The following is a 16,415-nucleotide window of genomic DNA, read 5'->3' as shown; positions in this document are numbered from 1 at the left end:
CCCATGACCGACCCACGCAACGTTGCACACGACAAAAAAGTTCAGCAAGAGAAAAAGAATCACGGCGAAGAAATCGCCCCGAATGCCGAGCACGCGTCTCAGCCAGGTATGAAGCCTGCGCTCAAGCATGATGAAGACGAGCAAGATGAGCAGGCTTGAGCCTGACACTTATCTGCCGTGGTAGCTGCAATTGACGGCGCTGGCTGAAGTTAGCTGTCGCTATCGAAGTATTCTGCGCTGCGTGGTAGCGCTGTTCATGAGTCAACTTTTGCGACTGTGAAGCCGCGGTTGATTCATGATTTTTTTTAAAGACGCTCTAGATGTAAGGCTCATTCCAAAGTCCTGTGGGAGCTGGGCTTGCCCGCGATAAACGATGACGCGGTCTGCCTTCTGGCTGTGTCTCATGCATCGCGGGCAAGCCCGGCTCCCACAAAGGGTTTTGTGTTCACTGCACGATAGCGTCGTGTCAGTACCGCCTACTCACCCGGCACCAACACAAAATCCAGCTGAACTTTCAAAACCGCTCCGACCTCCCATCTTCAACGCGTCGGATGAATCACCATTCGCACGCATGAATTGATCACCTTGATAAGAGGACGGAGTAACCACCATGAGTAATCAACTGGAAGGCAAAAAAGTACTGTTCATCACCTCCAATACAGGGATCGAGCGGGACGAGCTGATTAAACCGCTAGAAGCGCTCAAGGCTCAGGGGGCTTCGGTCACCCACGGTTCGAGTGACGGCGGGACTGCTCAGACTTTCGTTCAGGACACTGAGAAAGATCGCACGGTTGAATCCCAGACTGCGCTGGCCGGGCTGAAAGCGTCGGATTTTGATGCACTGGTGATCCCGGGCGGTACGGTCAATGCCGATACGTTGCGACTGGATGAAAACGCTCAGCGTCTGGTCAAGGAGTTTGCTGATGCGGGCAAGATCATTGCTGCGATTTGTCACGGGCCGTGGTTGCTGATCAACGCTGGCGTGATCAATGGCAAGACCCTCACCTCGTACCCGAGCGTAAAGCTTGACCTGGAAAATGCCGGTGCTGCCGGTTGGGTCGATGCCGAGGTCAAGCAATGCCCGGCCAATGGATGGACGCTGATTACTTCGCGTACTCCGGATGATATCCCAGCTTTCAACGAGGCTATTGCTGCGGCGCTTGAGGCGGCTTAAGGCTGGAAGTTCTTTAACGTAATGCTCGATGGTCGCATTTCTGCATATCGAGACGGGATGCTATATATAATGTCTTTTTGGCATCATTCATTTTGAACCCGTCCGTGGAATAGCGATTCTGTGGCCGTCGGTGGGAGATCCGTTTGCCATCTGTTCCGATAGCTCCAAGCGTTGATGAACGCTTGTCCCATGTGCTGGATGCCAGTGAGCGACTGGTTATGGCGGCATCGGTGGAAGAGGTCGTTGCCGTGCTTCGGGACACGGCGCGTGCCGCTGTCGGAGCAGAGGGCGTAGCGGTCGTTATTGAGCATGACGGGCGTTGTTCTTATGTGGCGGAGGATGCAGTTTCTCCATTGTGGGAAGGCCTGACGTTCCCGGCTGACCACTGTATTTCGGGCTGGGTCATGCACCACAGCGAGACGGTCGCCATTCCCGATGTCCGGCTCGACCCGCGCATTCCTCAAGACGCCTACTCGCCGACTTTTGTCCGTAGCATGGTGATGGTACCGATCGGACGACCGGTTTCGGTCGCGGCGCTGGGCGCTTACTGGTCGGAGGTCCGCACCCACGACCTGGATACGATCAAACGGCTGGAAAGTCTGGCGCGTCTGGCGACTATTGCCATCGAGAATGCGCGCCTCACTGAGGCACGCAATCGCGCGGCCGCGCTGGGCGATGCACAGAACCGTATCCTGAAACTGGCCGTCGAAGAGACTCCTCTCAACGTCGCGCTGGACGAGATTGTCCGGGAAGTGGAAGCGCTGTCCACGTCCCGTTTCCTGGGAAGTATTCTGCTGCTGGATGAAGACGGTCAGCAGCTGCAGCATTGCGCAGGCCCGAGTCTTCCCGGCTCATTCAATGCCGACATGGAGGGCGTCATTGTCGGCCAGAGCTCGAGCTACGGCAGTTCTGCGGCTTTTCGGCGCGAGCCAGTGCCCATGTCCGACATTGCGAACGACCCGCTGTGGGCCGGTTTCCGGGAGAAAGCCATTGAACACGGCCTGCACGCCTGCTGGTCATTCCCGATCCGTTCGGCGCAGGGCGACGTGCTCGGCGCTTTTGTCATGTACCACCATGAACCGCGCAAACCCCTGTTGGCAGATACTCAGATCGTCGACTTCGTTGTCCAGACGGTGGGTCTCGTTGTGCATCGAGCTCGGGCGAAGGCCGCTATCCGGGTCAGTGAGGCGCGATACTGCCAGATCGTTGAGGGCGCAGAGGACTTCGCGATTATCACCTTCGATGCGCAAGGCACTGTAACGAGCTGGAATATCGGTGCCCAGCGTGTGGTCGGCTACGATGCCGAGGAAGTAGTCGGTCGCAAGGGCGACTTTTTCTATACGGACATGGACCAGGCCGAGCGAGTGTTCCACAACGAGCTAAAAGTTGCTGGTGAACAGGGGCGAGCCGTCAACGAGCGCTGGCACGTCCGCAAAAACGGTACACGCTTCTGGGGGTCGGGATTGATGATGCCGCTCGCCATGGATCATGGCGGTTTTGTGAAAATCTTCCGCGACCGTACGGCCGAGCATCAGGCTGAAGCGGCACTGCAAGACAGTGCTTCGCGACTGCGTTTTTTTGATGAACTCGACAACCGGCTCTTCAATATCCAGCATGCCGAAGACGCGCTGCTTGCCGCGACCGAGCTGCTCGGTCGGAGGCTGAACATTTCGCGCTGCGCCTACGCGGATGTGGATATCGACCACGACCGGTTCTGGATTCGCAGTGATTACAATGCGCCCGGCATCCAGAGTTCGGTTGGAGCCTATAGCCTCGACCTTTTTGGACCTCGTGCTGCGCAAGATATGCGCGCGGGCCGCACGTTGGTCATACGTGATGTTGTCGCAGAACTGAACCGTGGCGCGGGCCTTGAGACCTTTCTATCCATTGGTGTGGACGCGATCATTTGTTGCCCGCTCGTGAAGGACGGCCGGCTGACGGCAATGATGGCGGTTCATCAGGATCAGCCCCGGGACTGGCAACCGTCCGAAATATCCCTGGTCAGGGAAGTCGTCGAGCGCTGCTGGGCACATGTTGAGCGGGTAGGTGCCGAGATGCGTCTGCGCGAGAGCGAGGAGCGACTGCGCCTTGCCGTGGAAAACGCCGACATTGGCTTCTGGGACGTGGATATCGTTCATCAAACGCTCATCTGGCCGCCACAGACCAAGGCCATGTTCGGCATTTCGGCTGATGTGCCGGTCACGTTGCAACACTTCTATGACGGTTTGCATCCGGAAGATCGAGAAGCAACGACTGAGGCCTTCGCAGCGGCCGTCGATCCTGAGCAGCGCGCGCTCTACGAAGTGGACTACCGCACGATTGGCCGCGAGGATGGCATTGTCCGCTGGATAGCGGCCAAGGGCCGGGCTGTATTCAATTCGTCCAATCGCTGTCTGCGTTTTACCGGCACCGTGGTTGATGTCACCGCCCGCAAGGCCGCCGAGGAGGAACTGCGCGAACTCAATGCCACGCTCGAAGCGAGGATTTCCCAGGCCATCGCTGAGCGGGAAGAAGTCCAGCAGGCGTTGCGTCAGAGTCAGAAGATGGAAGCAATGGGTCAGCTTACCGGCGGCGTGGCTCATGACTTTAACAACCTGCTTACCCCGATCGTTGGCACGTTGGACATGCTCCAGCGCAGAGGCGTGGGCGGCGAGCGAGAGCAGCGGCTGATTTCTGGAGCCCTGCAATCGGCGGATCGTGCGAAGACCCTTGTGCAAAGGTTGCTTGCCTTCGCGCGTCGCCAACCGCTTCAAGCGGTTCCGGTCGACGTGGCAAAGCTGGTCAGCGACATGGGCGATCTCGTCGCCAGCACCACCGGTCCGCAAATCAAGGTCGTCGTTGATGCCCCGGAGAATCTGCCTGCGGCAATGGCGGACCCGAACCAACTCGAAATGGCACTTCTGAATCTCTCCGTGAACGCGCGCGACGCGATGCTGGAAGGGGGGACGATGCGCATATCCGCGAGCACTGAGTTGGTCAGTAGCGGTCACCGCTCGAGGCTTCCGACCGGCGAATACCTTTGTCTGTCTGTCGCTGACACCGGCACGGGGATGGACGCGGCGACGCTCGCCCGGGCGGTGGAGCCGTTCTTTTCGACCAAGGGCGTCGGGAAGGGAACGGGTCTTGGCCTCTCGATGGTGCACGGCCTGGCATCTCAGTTGAACGGTGCGCTTACGATTCAAAGCTTGCCCGGTCTGGGAACGAACGTGGAGCTGTGGCTTCCGCGCAGCATGACGGTACCGGCAGCAGCCTTGCGCGTGGTCGAGGCTCCGGAGCGACAATCGGTGCGCGGCGTTGCGCTGCTGGTCGACGATGAAGAACTGGTACGCGCAAGCACCTCGTACATGCTGGCGGACCTGGGCTACCGGGTGATCGAAGCCGCGTCAGGCGAGGAGGCTTTGCAACTGCTGGACGCCGGGCAGCCCTTCAACCTGCTCGTCACGGACCACCTGATGCCTGGTATCAGTGGCACCGATCTGGCCAGAGTAGTCCGAACTTCCCGGCCCGGGACTGCAATCCTCCTGGTCTCCGGCTATGCCGAGCGTGAGGGGCTTGATGCGGATATTCCGCGGCTTGCCAAACCGTTTCGCAAGGATGAACTCGCGGCAAGCCTGTCCCGGCTGGGCGACGAATCCTGAGGTGGTTATGGAGCTTGGGCAATCCACAGACCTGGCAGCCAAGCTGGCCCTGTTTCCATATCACCGCGCTGTCTCGCGGCAAACATAGGACCTGTAGCTGCCGAAGGCTGCGATCGCGGTGTATCAGGAGAAATGTTTCGCAGCCTTCGGCAGCTCCTACAGAAAATGCATTTCAATCCAGTAATTGCATGTTGTTTTATTAGAGCGCACGAGCACCGCGAGGCCGCGATAGCGGTGTATCAGACAGACCGCCATCGCTGCCTCGCGGTGCTCGTGAGCTCCTACAGAAAAGCATTCCAAATCAGTCATTGATCAATCAAGTTCGTGATCCGGAATCTCGGCCAACCCTAAAGTCGTTCGGCTATTGCCATTGATCCTCAACGGTCGCGCATCCTGTACCTTCAGCGACACCTCAAGCTGCTCCCACGCGGGACGAAAACTTCCTGTTTTGACGATCTTCAAATCAATGAAGTCCGGGCCATATTCGAGGGTCCAGTTAATCAGCAGGCTGCTGCCGCTTTTCCACTCGTGGCTAATGCCATCATCTTCGAACAGCACCCCGTTTGCGGAGCCTGAGGGGGCAGGGAAAATCACCAGCTCGCGATGTCGATCAAGAGATGAGTCATGGAGCTTGTGGCATTCACCGGTGGCAATCGCAGCGCCTCCTCGAATCAGCAATGGCAAGCGTTCCAGCGGTGCAGCGAGACACACGTATTGGCCGCCTTCGTACCATTCACCAGAATGCCAGTCGCACCAACCCGTCTCGTTAACCGGTAGCCAGACTTCGCGCTCGCGTGCGCCTTGCTCTACAACGCTGGCGACCAGAATGTCCCGGCCCAGCAGGAATTCGTCGTTCTCTTCGAAGGTCTGCGGATCGTGCTCGTGGTCCAGAAAAGTCGGCCGCAAAACGGGCTCGTCTTCATGACTCGCTTGCCACAGCAAGGTATAGAAATAAGGCATCAACCGGTATCTGAGGCGGATGGCGTCGCGGATCGCGTCGGTAACGGAGGGGTGCATCCATGGCTCGTTGACGGTGCCGTCGTCGTTCCAGGAATGGATAGTGAAGCGCGGGTGCATCACACCGTTCTGGACCCAACGTAAAAAAAGCTCAGGATCCGGCTTGTTGCCCGAGAACCCGCCGACATCGTGCCCCACGTTGTACAACCCTGAAAGGCTCATGCCTAGGCCCATGCGGGTGTTGTAGCGGAGGGTGTCCCAGTTGGTCCGGTTATCGCCGCTCCAGGTCTGAACATAGCGCTGCATCCCGGCGCAACCCGAGCGGGAGATGAGGTAAGGGCGTTCTGAAGGTGCGAATCGCTGCTGCGCCTCCAGCGAGGCTCTCATCATTAGCAGCGCCATGACGGGCCGGATATGTTTGATCGCTATCTCGCGACCAAAGCCCTGGCAGCGTGCCTCGCCGTCCCATACTTCATATTCGTTGTTGTCGTTCCACGTGCAATCAATGCCCATTTCCAGAAGCTGCGAGGTGACGTTTGATTGCCACCAGCGGATGGCCGCCGGATTGGTGAAGTCCAGGTGCGAGCCCTCGTCGTCCCAGAAAACCGACCTTTCTGGCTGGTCGTATTCCGAGTCGGTCACGAACAGCTTCTGATCTGCCACTTCTGGGTAGCGTGGGTGGTCCTGCAGCAGACACGGTTTTATGTTGGCAATCAGTCTGACTCCAGCATCACGGTACGCTTGCGCCAGCGCCTCTGGATCCGGGACTTTGTCGTAATTCCAGTTGAACACATAGCGTTTGTCGCCAATCGACGTATACCCGGAGGACAGCTGAAACGAGTCGCAAGGGATCTCGTGTTGACGACAGAGATCAAGAAACCCGAGCAACTGTTCTTGAGCATTGTCAGCATCGGTGTAGTGCATGGTTGAGCCGCTGTAGCCCAGGCTCCATTTAGGCAGGAACAAGGTGCGTCCGGTCAGGCGGACGAAGGCCTTGGTCACATCGAGTACGCGCGGCCCTGCAATAACCCAATAGTCGAGATCCCCCGCGTCCGCTTTGTAGCGACGATACGGGCGATGGTAATTATCCAGCTCGTTGCCCAGATCAAAGACGCTGGTGTTCAGGTTGTCGTAGAACATCCCGAAACTTGCGTCTTGCTGCTGGGTAATGACGAACGGAATGTGCTTGTAAAGCGGGTCAGTGCTCGCCGCGTTGTAGCCCATGGCGTCGAGATTACGCATTTCAAAACGTCTGCCGGTGCGGTTTAAATCACCGGTTTTTTCCCCTAGGCCGTAGTAGCGATGTTCAGGGGCGCGCAACTGATAATGCTCGAGGCCATCACCATGGGCGTTGAGTGAGTAGGCGCCGGTGGGACGATCCGAGACCAGCGGCTTCCAGGCCAGGCCGTCGTGGAATTCCCATTGCAACCACAGTGGCCGATGCACCGTTACGCGCAGTTTTTGGGTGGTCAGTATCAGTCGGTCCTGGAGCTCTTCGAGCTCAAAGCCGGGCAAGGAAAAGTCAGCAACGGACTCACGAGACCGACCTTCCCAAGGGACATCTTCCCTGGGCGCAATGCTCCAGGTTCGATCCAGTTCCAATGTGCCTGCGCGCATCAGCAGGACACGAGCCAAACCATCTTCGAGCATATGGATGCGGAATACATGCCTGTCCTCGACCAGCAGCTCGATATAGCCTTCTTTTCGTGCGTGAAACTTCCAGTTTTTGAGTGATTTCATTGTGGGTGCACCACTTCAGATTTTGGCCTGGATTTGGACTGGGTACGGTCCGCGATAAACATGATCATGAAAATTGCCCCTATAAAATCAAAGAGCCCCATGGCGATGAACAGTGGGTTAAAGCCTATTTTGTCGACGCTGACACCGATGATCAGCGAGAAGATAAAGCTGGCAATCCAGGCGCAGGAACCACGCATGCCGTTTACCGTCGCCAGTTCATCCCGATCAAAGGTCTCGACCACCAATGCACTCAACATGCAGGAGATAATCTGGTGGCCAAAACCGCCGACTGAAATGAGCGCGATCGCGACATAGGGATCTTTCACCTGAGTCATGACGGCTAACGAAAACATCAGAAACGCGCCCGTGATCGAACTCGCAACGATTGAGTTGACCCGCGTGCATTTGAAGATTCGGTGGTAGGCGCGGGAGAGATAACCGCTGGCGATGCTGCCCAGGTCTGCTGCCAGAAAAGGCACCCAGGCAAACAGGACGATTTGCTTTAGGTCCATGCCTCGCTCATTGGCCAGATACAGAGGCACCCAGAAACTCATGACCGCCCAGGCGGGTTCAGCCATGAAGGCGGGAAGGGCGATTCCGTAAAACCTTTTGTCCCGACCGATCTTTTTCAGCGCTTTGAAAAACGGCATTTGCTGGCCGGTTATTTCGCCGTCTTGTTGGATGTGTTCCCGCTCAGCGGGAGAGAGGCGAGGGTGGATGGCTGGCGCGTGGTAAAGCCAGGCCCAGAGGCCAGCCCACACCAGTCCGATGCCACCGGAAATCAAAAATGCGCCCTGCCAGCCCAGCGAAACGTGAGCCAGATAGATGATGGGCGGCGCTAACATCGCGCCCAACGAGAAGCCGACGCCAGCCCAGCCTGCCGCGACAGGCCGTTCCTTTTTCGGGAACCAGTCGCCGATGGCTTTGGCATTCGCGGGGGTGGCGGCAGCCTCCGAAGCACCCATGAAAAAGCGCAGGATCGCCAGGTGTACCCAGCTCGCTGCGCCCGCATGCAGCAGACACATCACCGACCATATGACGGCACATATCACGAAGCCGAGTTTCAACCCGACAGCATCGATCAGCCATCCGCAGATGGGCTGGAAGATGGTGTAAGCCAGTTGAAAAGCGGCGACTACCCACGAGTATTGTTCAGTCGACATGCTGAACGTGGATTTCAGTTCCGGGGCCAATATGCCCAATGAGTTTCGGGTGATGTAGTTGACGGTGACGCCAAGCAGAAACAGGGAGAGCATCCACCAGCGCAGGTGCGGGATGAATTTTCGCTTGGCCGAAAGTCGAGCATTGCGGTCGATATCGATAGTCATCAATTCTTCGCCTGTGCCGGATTTTCCGGCGTTTTGTTTTTATTTGAGGCTCAACGCTAGGGCAACGGCTTATGCCCCGTACAGAACTAACGATGTATAAATTTACATTTTCTTAGTGAATCGATTGGTGGAATCCAGACCACGCTAGGCCTTGTGGTCTTTTTCTGATATGAAAGCTTTTACATAAATTGTCTCAATGGATCAGTCGCTGTGGGCAAGCTACGTATTACTGAGATCGCTGCACAAACAGGTCTGTCGATTGCGACGGTTTCCCGAGTGCTTGCCGGTAAATCAAATACTAGCGCGGCAACGAGGCAGAAAGTGTTGGCGGTGGCGCGCCAGCATGGGGTGATGGAAGACCTCGCCAATGGCCGGTTTCTGCTAAACGGGCTGACCATCTTTGCACCCTCGCGTGCCTTCAACGTCCGCTCGGATATCTTCTACTACAAGGTTATCCAGGGCATCACCCAGGCGGTTGCTCAGCATGATGTTCGAGTTCGTTACTGCGAACTTGAGGAGGTCGACAGCGACGCATTGTTGTTTCTTGAAAAGATGAATCAGAAAGAAACCGATGCAGCGATTCTGATCGGCATTGATGATCCGCACATTCACCAGTTGGCAGCGGATTTCAGCAAGCCTGCTGTGCTGATCAACTGCATTGATCGCAGCCTGCGCCTGCCTTCCATATCGCCCGACCACTTTTTGATCGGTCATTTTGCGATCAATTACCTGTTTCAGATGGGTCATCGAAACGTACTGACATTGCAGTGCCTCAGGCGCTACACGATGGATCTGCGCATGCGTGGGATTCGCGACGCCTGGAAGGAGCAGAATCTCGAGTTTGTCGACGCGAACCATCAGATCATTACCGAAGGCTTCGGCAGTGCCGAGGCGGAAGCGCGGGTGGCGGCTTTTATCGCAGATTGCGCACCTGATGACCGACCTACCGCGATTCTTGCCGGGGGCGATTTCATGGCAGCCGGTGCCGTGAAAGCGCTACAGAGCGCTGGTTTGAGGGTGCCTCAGGACGTTTCGGTGATGAGCATGGATGGCTTCAATCTGGCTGACATCAACGACATACCGCTCACCACGCTTCACGTCCCTCGCGATGAGTTGGGGGCGGAGGCGATCAGGGTATTAAGGCAACGTCTCTTCGAACCGCGATCACCATGCGGCAATCTTCTACTGGGCGGGCAATTGATCACCGGCAGCTCGGTGCGGCGTATCAAACACAGCGCGCAGCAGACCCCGGTGTATCAGAAGATTATTTATGATTGATCGGCGCAAATCCGGTAGGAGCATATTCATTCGCGAAGGGGCCGGTACATCCAGAGCATCTGCATCGTCGGGAATGCCGCCTTCCCGGATGAATCCGGTCCCACAGGATCGGGGTGAACGTGAGGAAGGTGCAGACCCTGTGGGAGCGAATTCATTCGCGAAGGGGCCGGCACAGCCACAGCATTTGCGTCGTCAGGGATACCGTCTTCCCGAATAAATTCGGTCCTACCAGTTTGCGTTGAGCATCAGCCTTGCACAAATCCGGTAGGAGCGAATTCATTCGCGAAGGGGCCTATACCATCACAGCATCTGTGCGATCAGAAATGCATTCCCTTGTGTGAGCGATTTTCTACCCATCAAGCACCAGAGACATGTCCGGATACCTGGCACACATGAAGTCGACAAATGCCCGTACTTTGGGAGCCGCAAGCCGCCTGGATGTATGCAAAACCCACAGCGACGGCTCGACACCCGACACAGTCCCCCATTGAACCAACTCACCTCGGGCAAGCTGACTCCAGGCGATGGACTGTGGAATGAGGGCCGCACCGCCCCCGGCGATAGCTGCATCGCGGACCATCAGCAATGAAGAGAAGCTCATTTTCGGGATCGGCTCCAGGACCAACTGCCCGCCATCGAGACTCCAGTGGGTGGGCTGGAACGTTGAAGTCACGATGCCCGGAACGGGTCTGATTGCGCCGGGCATCGGCTTGGGTATTTCAGGCGCCGCCACGACTATCAGCCGGTCTTTGGCGAAGCACCTGCCGACCAGGCTGCTGTCCGGGCCTGGATTGATCCGGATGGCGACGTCGTATTGCTCCTCCACCAGATCGACCATGCGATCTTCCGCAACCACCTCAATCAAGACTTCCGGATAGGCCGCACAGAACTCGGCGCCGATACGGCCCATCGCGAGCTGAGAGAACAAAATCGGTGCCGCGACCCGCAAGCGCCCGCGAGGCGTTGAAACGCCTTCACTTGCAGCCGTCATTGCTTCAGTTACTTCACTCAGCGGGGCTTCAGTTCGAGACATCAGCGCCTTGCCCGCTTCGGTGAGTTTCAGGCCGCGGGCGCTGCGCTCAATCAACCTTACGCCCAGTTGCTCTTCAAGGTCGGCGATTCGGCGCGACAACGTGGCTTTGGAAACACCGCTCGCACGGCTTGCCTTTCCCAGCCCTGAATGGGTGGCGACGAGCATGAAATCGATCAGCGCGTTCAGGTTCATGGTGTTCCATATTTGCAACGAGGTGTCTGGATTTTGGGGTCTTCGTTTTATAAGTGCAACGGATTACTTTCTCGTCAAGGTCGTTGCGGATTTCACTCGCAGATCAACTTCAAATCCTCAGCAGGAGTTTCAATATGAGCATTCTGGTTACTGGTGCCACCGGCACTATTGGTTCACTGATCACCCAAGGCCTTGCTGACGCGGGCGCTGACGTCAAAGCTCTCGTACGCCAACCGGGTAAGCGGACCTTCCCGACGGGCGTCACTGAGGTGGTCGCAGACCTAACCGATGTAGCGTCGATGCGCGAGGCACTGTCGTCGGTGCGTACGCTGTTCCTCCTCAATGCGGTAACGCCTGATGAGGTCACCCAAGCCCTCATTACGCTGAACCTTGCTCGCGAGGTGGGTATTGAGCGCATTGTTTACCTGTCGGTGATCCATGCGGACAAGTTCACCAATGTCCCGCACTTCACCGGCAAGCGTACGGTTGAGCGCATGATCGAGACCCTCGACATGTCCGTGACTATTTTGCGTCCGGCTTATTTCATGCAAAACGATCGCATGGTCCAACAGACCATTCAGGATTACTCGGTTTATCCAATGCCAATCGGTTCGGCAGGTGTTTCCATGATTGATGCGCGCGATATCGCTGATGTCGCCGTTGCGGAATTGCTGCGTCGTGACAGAGCAGCCTCGGCGCTGGATTGTGTAACGCTGGAGTTGATCGGACCGCAGCCGCTCACCGGTTCGTCTGTGGCGAAAGTCTGGAGTACCGCGCTGGGGCGCGAGATCGCCTACGGTGGTGATGACGTTGCGGCTTTCGAAGGGCAGCTCGCTTCATACGGTCCCAATTGGCTGGCGTATGACATGCGCCTGATGATGGCGGGGATTCAGAAGTTTGGCATGCAGGCAAAAGAAGGAACCATTGAGCAGCTTCAGACCATCATTGGGCACCCATTACGCACTTATGAAGACTTCGTGCGCGAGGCTCTTGCTGAGGCTTAAGCACCCGCGATACAGCCACAGCCTCTGTGTCGTCAGGGATACCGTTTTCCCGAATAAATTCGGTCCTACCAGGTTGTGTTGAGCTTCAGGCTAGCGCAGATCCGGTAGGAGCGAATTCATTCGCGAAGGGTTCGGTACGGCCACAGCATCTGCGTCGTCGGGAATGCTGTCTTCCCGAATAAATTCGGTCCTACCAGTTTGCGTTGAGCATCAGACTTGCGCACATCCGGTGGGAGCGAATTCATTCGCGAATGGGTGGGTACAGCCACAGTATTTGCAACGTCAAGAACGCCGACAACCGCTCACGCCGTCCGGGTAACCGTTAACACCACCGCAGCGATTCTTTCTGCCTGAGCGTAGTTTTCGGTTTCCAGTTCCTCGCCGAATACATCCGGGTCCATCTCGCGATAGGACCACGCGAAACCTGGGCGATCAATCAACAGCAGGGCGTGTTCAAGGAACAGATCCACTCCGTCGACCCATGGCGTGCCGGTGTACAGCAACAGGCTACCGCCCAGTGCCAGGCGGCCCATCGCTTGCTCGACGATGCGTACGGAAAGCTCTGAACCCAGGCGTCCGCCGCCATGACGATAGGCGCGTTTCTGGCTGTCCTGCATATAAGGCGGGTTGGCGACGATGAGGTCGAATTCGCCGGAAGTACTTTCCAGCAGATCGCTGTGCCAGGCGTGCACGTTTTCGATCTCCGCCAGTGCAGCGTTGACCGCTGTAAACCTCAGGGCTGTCGGATTGATATCCAGTGCCAACACTTGGGCGTTGGGTCTGGATTTTGCGATGAGGATGGCTCCCATGCCGCTGCCACAACCAATATCAGCCGCAGTGCGCACCGGATGCAATGAGGTTCTCAGATGCTCTTCAATGGCCTGGGCGAATCGGTAGGTGTCGGGGCCGAAAAAGACTGCATCGTTTGAAATGGTCGGGAAGCCGGAATGCACGAAAAGCAGGTCCTGCAGGCTCGACCAGCGTACTTCACTGAGTAACAACCCGGCATGGGCGCGGATGATTCCGCTGGCCAGCAGGGCGTTTATTTCCGCCTCTGGCAGCAGGTTTGTTTCAAACGGCCGGTTCCAGCCAAAGATATCGCGCAGGTTACGAGCCTTGCAGTTTTGCTCGCGCTCGTTATTGCGCTGATGGGTCAGGGGCGTCACCGTGACGAACTTGTACTCATCGGCCTGTAGTCGACGACCCAACTGAACGAGTGCCAGGTCATGGGTCTGTTCTTCAGTGTTGGGTGCATTAGTAAACGATGACGATGCAGTGGTGTGGTCCATCACGCTAACGATCCTTGAGCAAGTTGGCTGGAATAGGCCCGAGTGGCGATCAGGCCCTCAGGCGTCGAGTGTTGGGAAGGGGACAGCAGACTGATCAATCGCTCAGTCGAGCCGTTAGCTTTAGGTTGCTTTGGCGATACAGAGGCGGGTGTCGCCCGACGCCGGAACCGGGCACGAAACGGGTTGCTGTTGGCCGAAGCACTTTCGTCAACCCAATCCCCTGCAATCCAGTCCCTCAACAGCTGCATTTCATAACCGCTGAACACGCCAAACATCACCGCTCCCGGGCCGTCGATCAGTTGCCAGAAGCGACTTTGGGTCGGGTCCTGATTGCGTTTGATCCAGCCTTTATTTTCAAGAGCGGTCAGGAACGCGCGGCTGCGTCCGGGCTCGCCCAGCCACTGGTTGATGGTCAACCCGTCCAGACGGCAATAGTCCGAATGCATGTACTGACCAAAGGAACGCTTGCGCTCCAGCATGGCCACGACTTCGTTCTCCAGATCAAAGCTGGCGATGACCTCTTTAGTGCCCGTGCCCAGTTCGTTCAGGGCATAGCCAGTGCGCAGCCGCTCAATGAATTCATCCCGGGTGTCATCTGTCGGCAAGAGGTCGAGAACGGTTTGCACGGCTTTGTGGGCGTGGCCGTTACTGGCATTGTCGATGGTGACGTGCAGCGTGAAATAGTACGGATCGATGTTCAGCTCGTTGAGCTCGAACGAAGTAATCAACAAGTGCAACGGAAGCTGCTCATAGCCCAGGTTATACCCGAGCAGCTCTGGCAGGTACTCGTCACCCAGTTGCGCGAGTGCGAGCTGAATGGCGCCCTGGACGTACAACACGTTTTCCAGTTGTTCGGTGGGCGCGCAGTCGTGATCAGCCAGAAGCTTGCGGTACAGCACCACATGATTCAGCGCGGGATCGCCATCCCCCAGCTCTTCCAGATAGGTACGGATCAGACCGTGATAGCGCCAGTCGTCGGTGTGTTTTATCGCCGCGTATAGCCAGGCCCCATCCACCAGTTTGGTCGGTGCTACCTGTCTTAGAAAATAAAGGGCATGAGCCTTGTTTCCGAAGAATTGCCTACCTGCGCCTGCATGCCGTCCTTCGAGATACTCTCTGTACGCACTGGCGACAACACTTGCCTTTCCCTCCATCCACGCGGGCATCTCGCTGAGGTCTTCAGGAAGATCCACGGAACATTGCCGCGCTTCATGAAGATGGACGTCGAGAAAGTGACGAAGCGTACGGGCATCTACCTGCTGGGGATCGCTCAACAGCTGGTGGTAGAGGGTTCTGGCATCTGCATCTGAATGCATTGCCGGGGTCAGGCGATCAGCAAAATTGCGCAGAGAGTTCATAAGGCAGCCTACAAATGTTCTTGGTATGTAGGTCTGAGGCGGGGGCTTCCGGATAAATTCCAAGAATGTGTAAAGGGCTGGACGGGTGGTGCGTTTTTTTGGGGTGAGGGGGAGGACTGTTGATCAGCTATAAATCTGGCATACCTCGACCTTGGTAGGAGCGAACTTGTTCGCGAGACGTAATGACTGACACGACGCCTCGCCAACAAGTTGGCTCCTACAGAAGGATATTTCAGTAAGAGGGTTTATATGTCTGTTTTAGGGCGCTGCCTGTTTCACCCCTCACAAAACCTCAGCCGGTTGCCGAACGGGTCGTAAACCTCCAGCACTTTGCCCCAGCCTTGCTCGACGATATCCGGTCGGCCGTAGCCGTAGCGCTTGGCCTGCAATTCATCGCGAAGCAGTTCGATATTTTGCATCGGGATGAATACCGTCGAGCCGGGGCTGGCATCGCCGTGGTGTTCGGAGAGGTGCAGTTGCAGGCCGTTGCGGGTTATTCCCAGATACAGCGGCAGATCCGCTTCGAACCGGTGCTCGAATTCAACGCTGAAGCCGAGGAAATCGAGGTAAAACTCGCGAGCCTTGGTTTCGTCAAACGATCGCAGAATAGGGATCGATTTGTCGAAGGTGATACCCGCCGGGGCAACTTCGTGGGTGAGCAGCGCTGACGCAGTGTTCCAGTCTTTGTGGCCCAGTTGATGGGCGACCAGTTCAAGGGCTGCGGAGTGGGAAATGTCCTGATGAGACCTGGCGAGGTCGGCGCGCAGCCGCTTGGCCATTTGCTTGGCGTGTTCGATGGAAAACATGAAGGCTCCTGGAGTCGAGGCTTTCTGGTGCTCGCATTGCCAAACCTGGACTATCAAGAGATGCGACAGGATTCGGAAGAAAACATGCTTTCACCTTTCCCATCGGGAGCGAGCGGCAGGCAGCATTGGCCTGCTGCTATCATACACAGGCGACCCCGGGGACGGAATGCAGGGAATGAAAAAAGCCGCTGCCAGATGGCAGCGGCTCTTGCGGATCAAGCCTTACCAGCGATCACGGCCATGATCATAATCCCGGCGGGGCCTGTGGTCGTAATAGCCGCCACGGGGCGGGTCGTAGCGGCGGTATTCAACCGCACGCACCGGGACGTAGCGCACCGCTTGATACTGTGGTTGATAACGTGGCTGATAACGCGGTTGTGGCCGGTATTCCTGATAGCGCGGGCGGTCATTGTCCCTGCTCGAGTGGCTGATCACAGTAGCCAATACCGCACCCACGGCTGCACCGGCGATAACGGGGACGATCACGTCGCGTTCATTGGCGGTAGCGGCCCCGGCAACGAGCAGGCTACCGGACAGAATCAGGACTTGGGTCATCTTCGAAAACATGGTGTCTCCTTTGGCGAAAATAAGTGGGTTCGCCATGGACGTATGAAACAC

Annotated in this window: 13 protein-coding genes; 6 read left to right on the top strand and 7 right to left on the bottom strand. The window is 57.0% G+C overall.

What is annotated here, in order from left to right:
* Window positions 1-3: 3 nt before the first annotated feature.
* The 3 genes from AO242_RS23480 to AO242_RS29475 all read left to right on the top strand — a co-directional run bounded on the left by AO242_RS23480 (window position 4) and on the right by AO242_RS29475 (window position 4,812).
* Window positions 4-159: a hypothetical protein gene (locus tag AO242_RS23480; protein ID WP_099270553.1), complete on the top strand. Its 156-nt coding sequence runs from the start codon at window positions 4-6 to the stop codon at window positions 157-159.
* A gap of 451 nt (window positions 160-610) precedes the next feature.
* A complete protein-coding gene (locus tag AO242_RS23475; protein ID WP_099270552.1) occupies window positions 611-1,174 on the top strand; it encodes a type 1 glutamine amidotransferase domain-containing protein in 564 nt (187 codons plus the stop codon).
* Window positions 1,175-1,392: 218 nt separating this feature from the next.
* Entirely contained in the window at window positions 1,393-4,812 is a 3,420-nt protein-coding gene (locus AO242_RS29475) for a PAS domain S-box protein (protein ID WP_373562253.1), read from the top strand.
* Between the two features lie 312 nt (window positions 4,813-5,124).
* Here AO242_RS29475 and AO242_RS23450 read toward each other — a convergent pair whose 3' ends face one another.
* On the bottom strand, window positions 5,125-7,509 hold the full coding sequence (locus tag AO242_RS23450; protein WP_099270550.1) for a glycoside hydrolase family 31 protein: 2,385 nt from the start codon (window positions 7,507-7,509) through the stop codon (window positions 5,125-5,127).
* Window positions 7,506-8,837: an MFS transporter gene (locus tag AO242_RS23445; RefSeq protein WP_099270549.1), complete on the bottom strand. Its 1,332-nt coding sequence runs from the start codon at window positions 8,835-8,837 to the stop codon at window positions 7,506-7,508. Before AO242_RS23445 ends, AO242_RS23450 begins: the two co-directional genes overlap by 4 nt.
* Window positions 8,838-9,047: 210 nt before the next feature.
* Between AO242_RS23445 and AO242_RS23440 the strand changes: the two genes are divergently transcribed.
* A complete protein-coding gene (locus tag AO242_RS23440; protein WP_099270548.1) occupies window positions 9,048-10,115 on the top strand; it encodes a LacI family DNA-binding transcriptional regulator in 1,068 nt (355 codons plus the stop codon).
* Between the two features lie 349 nt (window positions 10,116-10,464).
* Here the strand turns inward: AO242_RS23440 and AO242_RS23435 are convergent, their stop codons facing one another.
* Entirely contained in the window at window positions 10,465-11,340 is an 876-nt protein-coding gene (locus tag AO242_RS23435; RefSeq protein WP_099270547.1) for a LysR family transcriptional regulator, read from the bottom strand.
* A gap of 134 nt (window positions 11,341-11,474) precedes the next feature.
* Between AO242_RS23435 and AO242_RS23430 the strand changes: the two genes are divergently transcribed.
* Window positions 11,475-12,344, top strand: coding sequence for an NmrA/HSCARG family protein (locus tag AO242_RS23430; RefSeq protein ID WP_099270546.1), 870 nt, complete (start codon window positions 11,475-11,477; stop codon window positions 12,342-12,344).
* A gap of 302 nt (window positions 12,345-12,646) precedes the next feature.
* Here AO242_RS23430 and AO242_RS23425 read toward each other — a convergent pair whose 3' ends face one another.
* Entirely contained in the window at window positions 12,647-13,633 is a 987-nt protein-coding gene (locus tag AO242_RS23425) for a methyltransferase (protein ID WP_099270545.1), read from the bottom strand.
* The gene (locus tag AO242_RS23420; protein WP_373562252.1) at window positions 13,633-14,787 is read right to left on the bottom strand and encodes an iron-containing redox enzyme family protein; all 1,155 of its coding nucleotides are present in this window, start codon (window positions 14,785-14,787) and stop codon (window positions 13,633-13,635) included. The genes AO242_RS23425 and AO242_RS23420 overlap by 1 nt, the downstream gene beginning before the upstream one ends.
* Here AO242_RS23420 and AO242_RS30295 point away from each other — a divergent pair.
* The gene (locus tag AO242_RS30295) at window positions 14,689-14,943 is read left to right on the top strand and encodes a hypothetical protein (protein WP_373562254.1); all 255 of its coding nucleotides are present in this window, start codon (window positions 14,689-14,691) and stop codon (window positions 14,941-14,943) included. The genes AO242_RS23420 and AO242_RS30295 overlap by 99 nt on opposite strands.
* A 323-nt stretch (window positions 14,944-15,266) precedes the next feature.
* Here AO242_RS30295 and AO242_RS23415 read toward each other — a convergent pair whose 3' ends face one another.
* Together AO242_RS23415 and AO242_RS23410 are read right to left on the bottom strand one after the other, a co-directional pair.
* Window positions 15,267-15,797 (bottom strand): glyoxalase superfamily protein, encoded by a 531-nt coding sequence (locus AO242_RS23415; protein WP_176560689.1) that lies wholly within the window; start codon window positions 15,795-15,797, stop codon window positions 15,267-15,269.
* Window positions 15,798-16,019: 222 nt separating this feature from the next.
* On the bottom strand, window positions 16,020-16,364 hold the full coding sequence (locus AO242_RS23410) for a hypothetical protein (protein ID WP_099270543.1): 345 nt from the start codon (window positions 16,362-16,364) through the stop codon (window positions 16,020-16,022).
* Window positions 16,365-16,415: the final 51 nt, after the last annotated feature.

The organism is Pseudomonas sp. ICMP 561 (assembly GCF_002699985.1).
Lineage (GTDB): Bacteria > Pseudomonadota > Gammaproteobacteria > Pseudomonadales > Pseudomonadaceae > Aquipseudomonas > Aquipseudomonas quasicaspiana.
Note: the sequence above shows the minus strand (reverse complement) of the source record. Positions and strands in the feature narration are given on the sequence as shown.